General features: G+C 71.1%; 9 protein-coding genes, 1 tRNA gene and 1 riboswitch. Of the genes, 1 reads left to right on the top strand and 9 read right to left on the bottom strand.

Annotated features, from left to right (window positions below):
- Positions 1-213 precede the first annotated feature (213 nt).
- From D5R93_RS11380 to D5R93_RS11415, 8 genes are all read right to left on the bottom strand, one after another.
- Positions 214-286 (bottom strand) — tRNA-Arg (locus D5R93_RS11380).
- 144 nt (positions 287-430) lie between these two features.
- The gene (locus D5R93_RS11385; protein ID WP_119837140.1) at positions 431-1,363 is read right to left on the bottom strand and encodes a universal stress protein; all 933 of its coding nucleotides are present in this window, start codon (positions 1,361-1,363) and stop codon (positions 431-433) included.
- A gap of 206 nt (positions 1,364-1,569) precedes the next feature.
- A complete protein-coding gene (locus tag D5R93_RS11390) occupies positions 1,570-2,433 on the bottom strand; it encodes a C40 family peptidase (RefSeq protein ID WP_120205332.1) in 864 nt (287 codons plus the stop codon).
- A 4-nt stretch (positions 2,434-2,437) separates the two neighbouring features.
- A riboswitch (cyclic di-AMP (ydaO/yuaA leader) is annotated at positions 2,438-2,598 on the bottom strand.
- A 354-nt stretch (positions 2,599-2,952) separates the two neighbouring features.
- Complete coding sequence (locus D5R93_RS11395; RefSeq protein WP_119837138.1) at positions 2,953-3,624, bottom strand: metal-dependent transcriptional regulator; 672 nt, start codon at positions 3,622-3,624, stop codon at positions 2,953-2,955.
- A 223-nt stretch (positions 3,625-3,847) separates the two neighbouring features.
- Complete coding sequence (locus D5R93_RS11400; protein WP_243106761.1) at positions 3,848-5,326, bottom strand: NCS2 family permease; 1,479 nt, start codon at positions 5,324-5,326, stop codon at positions 3,848-3,850.
- A gap of 156 nt (positions 5,327-5,482) precedes the next feature.
- Complete coding sequence (locus tag D5R93_RS11405; RefSeq protein ID WP_120205336.1) at positions 5,483-6,016, bottom strand: hypothetical protein; 534 nt, start codon at positions 6,014-6,016, stop codon at positions 5,483-5,485.
- 35 nt (positions 6,017-6,051) lie between these two features.
- On the bottom strand, positions 6,052-6,528 hold the full coding sequence (locus tag D5R93_RS11410; protein ID WP_243106763.1) for a DUF3027 domain-containing protein: 477 nt from the start codon (positions 6,526-6,528) through the stop codon (positions 6,052-6,054).
- A gap of 63 nt (positions 6,529-6,591) precedes the next feature.
- Positions 6,592-8,976: a helicase-associated domain-containing protein gene (locus tag D5R93_RS11415; RefSeq protein ID WP_243106764.1), complete on the bottom strand. Its 2,385-nt coding sequence runs from the start codon at positions 8,974-8,976 to the stop codon at positions 6,592-6,594.
- Positions 8,977-9,099: 123 nt separating this feature from the next.
- Between D5R93_RS11415 and D5R93_RS11420 the strand changes: the two genes are divergently transcribed.
- The gene (locus tag D5R93_RS11420; RefSeq protein WP_119837137.1) at positions 9,100-10,776 is read left to right on the top strand and encodes a DNA repair helicase XPB; all 1,677 of its coding nucleotides are present in this window, start codon (positions 9,100-9,102) and stop codon (positions 10,774-10,776) included.
- 29 nt (positions 10,777-10,805) lie between these two features.
- Here D5R93_RS11420 and D5R93_RS11425 read toward each other — a convergent pair whose 3' ends face one another.
- On the bottom strand, positions 10,806-11,888 hold the full coding sequence (locus D5R93_RS11425) for a type 1 glutamine amidotransferase (protein ID WP_120206061.1): 1,083 nt from the start codon (positions 11,886-11,888) through the stop codon (positions 10,806-10,808).
- Positions 11,889-11,997 lie beyond the last annotated feature (109 nt).

Below are 11,997 nucleotides of genomic sequence, written 5' to 3' on the forward strand. Positions count from 1 at the left end.
CGGGCCACCGCAGCGAGATCGTGGAGACTCGTCGGCGCGGGGGCGGCTGTCTTCCTGCACAGCCGCCCCATCCATGACACCGGCACAGGAGGGCGTGAGACCCCCTGACCCAGCGGAGCCCCTGCCGCCGGGCGGGTCCGAGGCAGCCCGAAACGGTATGGCACCCAACGGTCTTTCCAGACCGACGTGCAGAGCCACTCCGCGCAGTCTCCGTGCCCTCGGCGCGATTCGAACGCGCGACACCCGCTTTAGGAGAGCGGTGCTCTATCCCCTGAGCTACGAGGGCGTGCGCGCTAGCCTACCAGGAGCCAGGCCTAGTACGCAGCCGACAAGTGTGAGCCGCTGCCACGGCGGCGTCCCAGGAACGGCCGGGGCTCCGCCCGGCAGGAGCCCCAGCAGGAGCTCTGGGCAGTCCCGGGACACGACCGGCTCAGGCTCGTCCCCACGGCGTCGAGGTCCGCGACGGGATCTCGTCCCTGCTGCGCGAGGGAACCACCATGACGGGGCAGGAGGCGTGCGACAGCACGGCCTGGCTCGTCGAGCCCAGAAGCAGGCCGGAGAAGCCGCCGCGCCCTCGGGACCCCACCACGACCAGGTCCACAGCAGTGGAGAACTCCGCCATGAGCTCAGCCGGGTTGCCGTCCAGCGCGTGTCGGCGCACAACCACCTCGGAGCTCCCTTCCAGCGCCTCAGCAACCGCTCGGTCCAGCCCGGAACGGACATCGGCGAGGACCTGCTCCCGGTCAACGGCTGCAGGCAGCCAGGCCAGCGCGCCAGCGCCAGACGCCATAGGGACGGCAGCAATCGCCGTCAGCTCCGCTCCCCACGCCTCGGCCTCAGCTACCGCCCAGTGCAAGGCCTTGCGCGCCGAGGACGAGCCGTCAACTCCGACGACGATCCGCCGCACGGGAGTGTAGTCAGCCCCCTGGGTGCGCTGGGGCACGACGACGGTCGGGCAGTGCCCGTGAGCCGGCAGCGCCGAGGAGACGGTCCCCAGGAGCCGGTCCGCGAACCCTCCGCCCCCACGGGTTCCTACCACCGACAGCGTAGCCTCGTCGGAGAGGTCGACCAGGACTCCTGCCGGGTCACCAGTCTCCAGGGAAGAGGTCACCGTCACCCCTGTTCCCTGCGCCCTCGCGATGGCCTCGTCAACTACCGCCTGGGCGCCGGAGCGGATAGCCGAGTCGTCAAGCGCGGCATAACCGCCGTCAAGCGACGCTGTCGTAAAGGACGGCAGGGAGTAGGCACACAGGACGTGAACTCGCCACCCCTGGCGTGATGCCCTCGCCACCGCCCAGTCCACGGCGGTCAACGACTGCGGCGAGCCGTCAACTCCGACAAGAACAACACTGTCTCCAGCCATGGGTCCGTTCCCTTCCTCCGGGCAGGTCTGCGTCCTCAGCCATTTTGCCCTGAAACAACCTGTGGTGGTCAGCACACGCGCCGACACGGATCGTTTCCTGAAGGAGAACGCACCAGTCTCCCGGGGAGATCGGAGACACCGCTCGGGGGCGAGCACCGGTCTTTGCGGTGCCCGCCCCCGAAAGGCAGTGAACAATGTGCTGGGAGTCAGCCCAGGCGAATGTAGGTGGGAGAGCCCCAGATCTGGCGGTAGACCACACCGGTCCCTGGGTTGGCAGCCTCGATCAGCATGCCGTCACCAGCGTAGATAGCGACGTGGCCGGGCCAGTAGAGCAGGTCACCAGGCTGGGCCTCCGCGGCAGAGACCGCGTAACCCGAGGCCCCCTGAGCACCAGAGGTGCGGGGCAGGGAGATCCCCACCTGGGAGTAGACGTAGGAGGTGAAGCCAGAGCAGTCGAAGCCGGAGGGGCTGGAGCCACCCCACACGTAGGGGGTGCCCACGTACTGCATCGCGATAGCGACGACCGAGGAGGTGGAGGCAGCGCTCGGAGCGACGTCCGTGGTCGTGGTGGTGGTCTCAGTCGCGGGAGCGGAGACGCTCTCGGCAGTGGTCTCCTCGACCTGCTCCTGGGTAGCGACCGCCTCCTCGGTAACGACCTCCTCCTGCGGCTCGGTAACGGCCTCGGCCTCAGTGGCGACGGCGTCGGTGGCCTGCGTGGCCTCGCCGACCTCAGGCTCGGGCTCCTCCACGACGGGAGCAACAGCCTGCACCTGGGTCGTGGCGTCCGTGGCCCACTGCACGTTGTCCGCGACAGTGACGGCGGCGTTGGTGGCGACGGCCTCGCGCGCAGAGGCAGCCAGAGCGCCGACACCGGAGGCCTCAAGGGAGCCCGCAGAGGAGCCGACCTCGGTAGCGGTGCCAGCAGCGGTGGCGCCAGAGGCGATCATGGTCAGCGCGAGTCCGGAGGTGGCTGCGACAGCAAGGCCGCGACGAGCAGTGGGAGCAAAGTCGTCCAGCGGGGTCAGGGCGCGGGTGGCCTTGCGATGACGTGCTGTGGTTCGTGAGGACATGTAGTGCTTTCTCCTGGATAGCCGACGAGGTGAGCTGTCGGGTTCGGACTGGAGACGCCCGGCCCGCAGGGCCTCCTGCGGGCTTCACCCCAAGGCCGACCGGGCGCCGCCCGGACAACCATGATTGGTTCCCCCGTTCCTGCCACGTTGTTGCTTCACTGACCTCGGACCGAGCGGCAGGACTAAGCCTCGTTCCGAGGTGTCACCAGGGGACCTTGTCAGGGGGTCGTCCCGGCGACGTCGAGAACGCTACATGACTTAGAGCCACGCCGTCACGGGAGGGTCACACACATTGGTGTGAACCCAAGCACGTGTCGACCACCGAAACTCCTTTCTCTGGGGCTTTTCGGGCAGTAACGCCCTTTTCGCCGCCGTAGCCTCCGCAGAAAGACGGCTCAGACCGAAGCAGGGTGAGAAAGACCGCACCTGCGGCCGGCTCCGGACAGCCGACCGCAGGCGTCGTGCAACAGGTAACGGGACAGCCTGAGTATCAGTACCGTCGGTAGTCCTCGGTGGCGCTCAGCGCTCCAGGAACAGGTGACGGGCGACGTCGTCAGGCAGGACGACAGGATCACCTGTCGGCCCGGTGATACGCACCCCACCTGCCGTGCGGCGCAGCCCCACCCGCGCCCCCACGACGAGGGCCGCGTCCTCCACGAGGGCCATGAGCTCGCCGTCGGCCTGGATAGGCTCTCCGACACGACGTATGACGGCAGACACCGTCTCGCTGCCTGCGGCACGGTGCGCGCCGATCTCGTCCTGCGCGGGGGCGGGGTGGCCGACCCCGCTCGGAGGGACGTGGTTGCCGAAGGGATCAGTTCTCACCTCGCCGAGGATCTGGGCCAGGCGCTCCTCGACCTGCTCGCTCATGACGTGCTCCCACCGGCAGGCCTCCTCGTGGACGAGCCTGCGGTCCAGTCCCACCACGTCCAGAAGCAGTCTTTCAGCAAGGCGGTGCTTTCGCATAACTTCCGTGGCTCGTCGGCGCCCCTCGTCGGTCAGCTCCAGGGACCGGTCCTGGGCAACTTTAATCAGGCCGTCACGCTCCATCCGGGCAACCGTCTGGGACACGGTCGGCCCCGAGTGGCCCAGCCGCTCCACGATGCGCGCCCGCAGCGGAGGAACGCCATCCTCCTCCAGCTCGTAGACGGTCTTGAGGTACATCTCGGTGGTGTCGATGAGATCGCTCATGAGCCTGGTCCTCCTGCCTGGCACGGGGTGAAATACAACAGCACGGCTCCCGGTCGAGGTCCGGGGAGGGGCCTCTGTCGGTCATGCGTCCTCTCACAGAATATGCACTGGCAGTCTCGGTTCCATCAGGCAGGCGCCCGCTCTGCCGGCTCACCTGTCCCACGGGGCCGGGCCGACGGGCAGCGCGCGCAGCCGACGCCGCCCTCAGCCGACCCCAGCCCGGCTAGTCCAGCCCCAGTATCGATCTGATCGGAGCCAAGGTGAAGTAGATCATGAAGAGCGCGCAAGCCACCCACATGAGCGGATGGACCTGCCTGGCCCGCCTTGTGGCGAGCTGGACCACTAGGTAGGTGATGAAGCCCGCACCGATACCGTTGGTGATGGAGTAGGAGAAGGGCATCATGATGATGGTGACAAAGGCGGGAAGCGCAGTCTGGGCGGACCGCCAGTCGATGTCAGTCACCTGCGTCATCATGAGGAACCCCACGATGACTAGTGCCGGGGTCGCCGCCTCGTAGGGAACCATGGAGACCACCGGGGCGAGGAACATGCTCAGCAGGAACATGCAGCCGGTAACGACCGCCGCCAGGCCGGTGCGCGCGCCTTCGCCCACGCCCGCCGCCGACTCCACGTAGGAGGTGTTGGAGGAGACCCCACCCACACCCCCGGCAACAGCAGCCAGGGAGTCCACCACGAGGATCTCGCGAGTCCGGGGCGGGTTGCCCTGCTCGTCCAGGAGCCCGCCCTCGGCCCCGATAGCCACCATCGTGCCCATGGTGTCGAAGAAGTCGGCAAGCATGAGGGAGAAGACCAGCAGGACCACCGAGACGACCCCGACCTTCTCCAGGCTGCCCAGCAGGCTGAACTCGCCCAGCGTGGCCAGGCTGGGCACCTGCACGGGGGACCCTGACAGGGTGGGGACCGACAACGACCAGCCAGTGAGGTTGACCGGGCCGCTGTCCGGGTCGTCGTTGTACGCCCCCAGGTGGAGGACGCCCTCAATGAGGGCGGCCGCGACCGTGGAGGAGATGATGCCGATTAGCAGGGCACCCCTGACCCTGCGCACGTGGAGGGCAGCCATGAGGAAGAGGCCCAGGAGGAAGACCAGGACCGGCCACCCCTGGAGGGAGCCTCCCAGCCCCAGCTCCAAAGGGGTGCCCCCGGGGCGCACCACCTTGGCGTCCACCAGTCCGATCAGAGCGATAAACAGGCCGATCCCCACTGAGATGGCGGTCTTGACATGGGCGGGCACCGCCCTGAACACCGCTTCGCGGAAGCCGGTGAGGACCAGGACAAGGATGATGACGCCCTCGATGACCACCAGGCCCATGGCGTCGGCGTAGGTCATCCCGTCCGTACCGACCAGCGTGTAGGCAATCATCGCGTTGATCCCCAGACCAGCGGCCAGAGCCATCGGGTAGTTGGCAACCACCCCCATGCAGATTGACATGAGCCCGGCCACCAGCGCGGTACCGGCAGCGATCTGCTGGGTGGTGCCCAGGGGCGGGACGCCCTCGTGCTCCGTGGAGAGGATAAGAGGGTTGAGAACCAGGATATAACTCATCGTGAAGAAGGTCACGATACCGCCGCGGACCTCCCGAGCCAGGGTCGACCCGCGATCGGTGACATGGAAGAAGCGGTCCAGGACGGGCAGGGCTGATGACGGTGTCGTCGAAGACTTCAGGGATGGTGTCGTGCTCACGTAGCCGGATTCTCCCACGTCCTCGCACCTAGGACGAACGCCGCGGGGAGTGCGCGAAGTGCTCACCGGAATCACGGTGGACCAGGACACCTGCCCCGTGCCTGCGCCCCTGCCCACCGCGACCTGCCCGGCACGACCCAGCGGCCGGGAGCGGTCTCAGTGCCTGGGCAGGACTGCCTCCAGGTCCTCCAGGGTCCAGGGTGCGGCAGGAGGGGCGTCACTGTCCCGCCCCGGCGCCTCCTGTCCCGCATCGTCCCCGCGAGCCGCAGGAGCCGCTAGGTCGGAAGCCAGGTCCATCACCGCGGCACGGGCTGAGGCCGCGCGGTCCTCCTCGGCGGGCTCCACCGGCTCCTCAGCCTCCCCAGGCTTCTCGGCTACGTCACCAACCGCAGCCGGGCCTGCCGGAGGTGGGGACTGGTCCCCACCAGCATGCTCCGCACGACGGCCCTCACCGCCGTCGCGCACCTCCTCACCGTCCTCACCGTCGGGATCGGCAGCCTTCCGGGACCTCGGCTGCCAGGACGCTGGCACACTGGCAGCCTCCTCCCCGAGCACCGCTCGTAGTGCCCCTGTCAGGGGCGCAAAGAAGCCGTAGGCAGAGCAGGCCGTCATCCCGCCCGCGTCCCGGGAGCCAGAGGCGCCGGGGGCACCCAGGGCACGGCCGTACCATCGCAGGGCGGCACGGGCCACACCCTCGACGCCGCGGACCCGTCGGCTCCTTGGCCTCAGCGCCTCCAGCGCCAGGGCACCTCCCCAGAGCCCGCCCCCTCGGCCGACCAGTCGGTATCACTGTCCGTCGACCCAGGCGCGCGACCTGCAGCCGCGAGGTCCTCGGGACGGAGCCGGTCAGCCCACGGGACCCAGGCCGGGGCGAGAAGCGCCTCCTCCCCGGGCAGCAGCCCCACCTCACAGACCGTCGCTGTACGGCTGCGCGGCGGACGGCTGAGCGTCACCGCCCAGCGCCAGCCCCGGTACCCGGGCATGGCACAGTCAAACAGGTGGGTGACCAGACGCTCGGCGTCGTAGGAGGCAGCGACGTGGTCCCCCACAGCATCGGCCGCAGCCACCTCCGCCAGCGCGCGACGGGCCAGGTCAACCGCCGCAGCAGAGCTCAGGGGCTTGTCCCTGGCCGCCTGCGCCTGCACTGACGCCACAGGAAGCGCCCCCGGGCGCGGAATCGTGTCAGGTACGGTCTCGGTCACGCCGTCCAGTGTAGAGGCAGCGGCACGGCGCGGGCCGCCACTCGCGCTAGGTACCTGTCCCCCTCACTCCTGCCCCACCGACACGATCCGGTGGACGGCCGCCGTCAGCTCGGTCTCCCGGTCGAGGTCACGCAGACGCACCCTCCCCGGCTCCACCGCAACTACACGTGCCCGCCGCTCCTGCACCGAGCCGTCAGCGCCCGCCAGCCTCAGCCGCAGCACCGCCCGCGAGGACCGCGCCTCGCGCAGGAGGCCCAGGACATGGCCCGGGTCAGCGGCCGATGCCGATGCGTCACCGGTACGCGCTCTGCGGCGCTGCTCCTCCTGCCCCGCCCGGAGCCTGCCCACCGCGGCGGCGAGGTCCCTGTCACCCGGCCCCCGACGCCGTACGGCCTGCTGGGAGTAGTCGCGACCCGGTCGAGCCGGGTCCACCGCCGCAGTCGGCCGCTCAGCGTCCAGCGCTGTCAGGACAAGGCGTCCGGAGCCGTCCTCCAGGGCGGGAGCCACGCCTGCCTCGCGCAGGGCTCGAAGGACGCGGGCGGAGGGGGAGGAGGAGGCCAGGACCCCGGGAGCCAGCTCGTCAAGACCGAGGTCTGCCAGCCGGGGGTCGCTCACTAGCCCCGCCGCCACCGCGGGGTCGGCCACCCTCAGGACGCTGGACACGGGGCGCACCCGCACCGCGCCGTGGTGGCGGGCAGCGTCACGGACCATCGCCTCCAGGGCGCTGGGCACCGGGACAGGGCTGAAGTCCTCCAGGGCGGACAGCAGCTGCGGGGCAGTGGCGCCGGCGTCAAGGGCGCCCTGTACCGACTCGGGGGTGAACCGCACGGTCAGCGCCCCGCCGCGCGACTCCGTCCGGCTGGCCAGCTCCAGGAGGTGAGCCAACCGTGGTTCCGGACGCCCCGGGACCACCGCCGTCAGGTCCGACTGGAGCAGAAGGGTGCTCACGGCGTCGGGGAGGTCCTGGGCCAGGGCCTCCTCCAGCACGGTCAGGAGCCCCGCAGCCTTCTGGGCGGACCGGTCCCCCGCCACCAGCCAGCGCCCGAGGGCACGCCCGCTGCGGGACAAGGCGCCGGCCCCTGTCAGTCCCAGCATCTCCATCTCCGCCAGGACCGCGCTCACGGCCTCAGCCGACACCGCCCACCGGGGCCGGCTGAAGTCCAGGACGGCACGCACCAGGTCGGCAGAGGGCGCCGCCCCCTCCGGCAGGTCGAGCAGGACCCCCAGGACCCGCCGACGCAGCCGACGCGCCCAGCCCGCCTCCAAGTCAGTGCCCAGGACCGGCCTGGGCGCCCCGCCCCCGTCCCGGGTGCCCACCAGCCACGGTGTGCGCGCGCTGTCCACCCAGCCCGCGGCCAACGGCGCCCAGCGCGCAGCAGCCGGGTCCTCCTGCCAGCTGGAGGCCACGCGTGAGGGGAGCCACGACGTTCCGGTCTCGTCCAGCCCCAGCAGGTCCGCGCTGGCGGCAACCTCAATAACAGTGGCGGCCTGCGCCGCGTCCAGCTCCAGGGACTGCGCGGTACGGCCTAGGGCACGCACCCCTACCCCACCGCTACGCAGGACCGGCGCCGGATCGCGCTGCCACTGCCGCAGCAGCAGGCCGACGAGGCGGACCATCTCCTCCGCACGAAAAGAGGACTCCGAGGCGACGGCACCCGCCTCGACCACCGTCAGGGCGTCCAGGTCCGGGGAGCGGGGCGCCTCACGGGCCAGCCGCCCCCCGCGCAGGGCCAGCCCCACTTCACGGGGCAGGACCAGCCGGGTCCCCCCTCGGGGATCGTGCCCACGCTCCAGCCACCCCCGTACCAGGAGGGGGTCGGCCGCCGGGATCTCACCCCCGGCGCCCAGGACCCCCGACGCAGGCCCCCAGGCCAGGGCCGCCAGGAGGGAGACACTGTCCCGGGGCAGCACCACGGCCGCCTCACCACCCACCGGCTCCCTGGGCGCCTGCCCCGGCAGCGTCGTACCTACGGGGACCTCACCGCCGTCAGCCGCGTACCTGTCAAGCACCTCCAGGGGCGGCGGCAGGACGTCAGGAAGCGTGGCAGCCGGGGGTCCCAGCCCGAAGGGAGTGGGACCCACTGCCTCAACCAGGCCTGTCACCGGCCTGCCCCCGACGACGAGCCCCAGGCGCTCTAGGCGCCGCAGCGCAGTGCTAGCCTCATCGGGCACCAGGCCCAGGGCCTGGCCAGGGTCGCCGACAACCTCCCGGGCACCCGGATCCGCCAGTACCACGACAGCCTCCGCCAGGGCCAGGGTGGGCGCGTCCAGACCTGTCAGGGCCGCCTCCACGCTAGGGCGGGCGGCGGCGCGGGCCGCCAGCGCGCTGAAGGAGGTCGAGGGCGGGGAGACCAGGTCCGGCCGCGCCCGCAGGAACGAGGCCACCTCGCGGTCAGGCAGGGCAGCCAGGTAGGCAGCGAGGTCCTGGTGGGAGGCGTCGGGGCTCACCTGTCCCAGCTTACGCCACTGCGGACGCCGAGACAGCCAGCGGCACCGGCCCCGCCCCCGTCCCGGTAACGCTGCGCGGGCAGCCAGGTGGACAGCCGGGGCTGTGCTGGGATACTTCCGTACATGCCCGCCTCCGAGGGACCCCTCATCGTCCAGTCCGACAAGACCGTACTGCTGGAGACGTCGCACCCTGACGCCCCGCAGGCCCGTCAAGCCGTCGCTCCCTTTGCCGAGCTCGAACGCGCCCCTGAGCACGTGCACACCTACCGGATCACCCCCCTGGCACTGTGGAACGCCCGCGCGGCCGGGCTGGACGCCGAGACGGTGGTACACGCGCTCGTCACCTACTCACGCTTTCCCGTGCCCCACTCCCTGCTCAGCGAGCTCGCGGAGACCATGGGCCGCTACGGGCGCCTCCAGCTGCTCACGGACCCGGCACACGGCCTGGTCCTGCACGCCCTGGACGTCCCCGTGCTCGAGGAAGTGCTGCGCTCCCGGCGCACAGCGGGCATGCTGGGTCAGCGCCTAGGGAAGGAGGACGTCGTCGTCCACCCCTCGGAACGGGGCCACCTCAAGCAGGTACTCATCCGGCTGGGCTGGCCTGCCGAGGACCTGGCAGGCTACGTAGACGGCGAGGCCCACCCCGTCAGCCTGCGCGAGTCCAGCCAGGAGGAGGTGGACGCCCGGGTACCGGGGGCCTTCCGTCTGCGCCCCTACCAGAAGGAGGCGGTCGAGGCCTTCTGGGCAGGCGGCTCGGGCGTGGTGGTCCTACCCTGCGGAGCGGGCAAGACGCTCGTGGGGGCGGCGACCATGGCCCGCAGCTCGACGACGGCCCTCGTCCTGGTGACCAACGCGGTCTCAGCACGCCAGTGGAAGGAGGAGCTAGTCCGCTTCACCTCCCTGGAGGAGGACGAGATCGGGGAGTACTCGGGGGCACGCAAGCAGGTCCGGCCGGTGACCGTGGCGACCTACCAGGTGCTGACCACCCGCCGTAAGGGCGTCTACCCGCACCTGAACCTGCTGGACTCCCATGACTGGGGCCTGGTCGTCTACGACGAGGTGCATCTGCTCCCCGCACCGGTCTTCCGCATGACAGCGGACCTCCAGGCCCGGCGCAGGCTCGGGCTGACCGCCACCCTGGTCCGCGAGGACGGGCGGGAGGAGGAGGTGTTCAGCCTCATTGGCCCCAAGCGCTACGACGCCCCGTGGAAGGACCTGGAGACCCAGGGCTGGATCGCCCCGGCCGTGTGCACCGAGGTACGTCTGGCCCTCACCGCCGGGGAGCGCATGGCCTACGCCACCGCCGAGCCACGGGACCGTTACCGCCTGGCCTCCTGCGCCCCGGCCAAGATAGAGGTCGTGGAGAGGCTGCTGGACCGCCACCCCGGGGAGCAGGCGCTGGTGATCGGCCAGTACGTGGACCAGCTCCGCGAGCTGGCCGATCACCTAGGGGCGCCCCTCGTCACCGGGGACACCACGGTGCGCCAGCGCCAGCGCCTCTACAACGCCTTCCGCGCCGGGGAGGTGGAGCGGCTCGTGGTGTCCAAGGTGGCCAACTTCTCCATCGACCTGCCCGGCGCCAGCGTGGCCGTCCAGGTCTCGGGAACCTTCGGCTCGCGGCAGGAGGAGGCCCAGAGGCTGGGGCGGATCGTGCGCCCCAAGGAGGACGGGCGCCAGGCGCACTTCTACACCGTGGTCACCCGGGACACGGCGGACCAGGAGACCGCAGCCCACCGGCAGCGCTTCCTGGCTGAGCAGGGCTACGCCTACGAGGTCGTGGACGCCGAGGATCTCCTGTAGTCCCCTGCTGGCCCCTCCGGCCTTTCTGACTACAGGTTCCCCCGCCGGTGCGGACCCGCCCGTGGCGGCGAGCCGCACCGCACGACCCCCGGCACCGCACGACGACCCCGCTCCCACCCCTCGGCTGCCTCCGTGCTCCCCCTGACCTCACCGGCCGGGGCACTCCCCCGGGCCTGCCCCACCAGGGAGACGGCCAGCGCCCGGCCAAAGGCCCGGATGACAGGATCCGCTTCCTGCGCCTGGCGCTGGGCGCGCTCCCCGGCAGCCACCGCCCACCGGGGCATGTCATCCTGGTCCATCGTGCTCGCCCCCGCAACGCCCTGGCTGCGCAGCAGGCTGCGCGCCTGCCAGTAGCCGACCCGCTGGGGCGAGGACTCCGGGTGGTGCTGGAGAGCCAGGAGCCCTCCGACCCGCCACGCCTGGAGGGGGCACTGAGCCGAGGAGGCCAGGAGGACCGCGTCGTCGGGGAGCCTCACGACGGCGTCGTCGTGAGAGACGATGGCGGGCAGGCACCTGTCATGCCACGCGGGCAGGCCCAGGTCGGCAGCCTGGCGCGCGGCAGCCTCGGCAGCCGGGCCGAGCAGCGGGTCCTCCCGTGCCGCCCGGGTCAGGTGGAGGTCCACGACACCGCCCTCCCTGCCGTGCGGGGAGGGCACCGCCGTCTGGCCTCCCAGGGCCTCGGCGGCCACCTGGGCGCCCAGGCAGACGGCCACTGTGGGCAGGCCCTCGTGGACAGCGTGCCGCAGGAGGCGACGCAGGTCCGCAAGCCACGGGCAGGTGTCGTCGTCGTGGGCGCTCATGGCCCCGCCCAGGACGACCAGGACGTCGTCGACCTGCTCCACAGCAGGCACCTCCTGCCCGCGCCACAGCCTGACCGTGCGCAGCCCGACCCCCTCGGCGCGCAGCCACTCCCCCAGCCGCCCCAGCGGGGCACGCTCCTCGGGCTGGATCACGGTGACCGTCAGGCAGGCCGACGAGGGAGGCGGGGTCGTGTGCGGGGAAGCCACGGAGGCTGCGCTGCCACCCGGGACCTGGGAGGAGCCGGAGCCCTCCGGACGCCGGGGCTGGAACCCTCCCGTGTCCAGGAGGTGCGTGCTCGTCGTCTCGTGCATGCCGGTCATGCTAGCCACCACCCTGCCGGTGGCACGGCCCGACCGCGCCTGCCGCCTTGGGCGAAACCGAGTGAGACGGCTTGCCCTGCACCCGCGTGGCAGCAAGCAT

The sequence above is a fragment of the Actinomyces lilanjuaniae genome, assembly GCF_003606385.1.
GTDB lineage: Bacteria > Actinomycetota > Actinomycetes > Actinomycetales > Actinomycetaceae > Actinomyces > Actinomyces lilanjuaniae.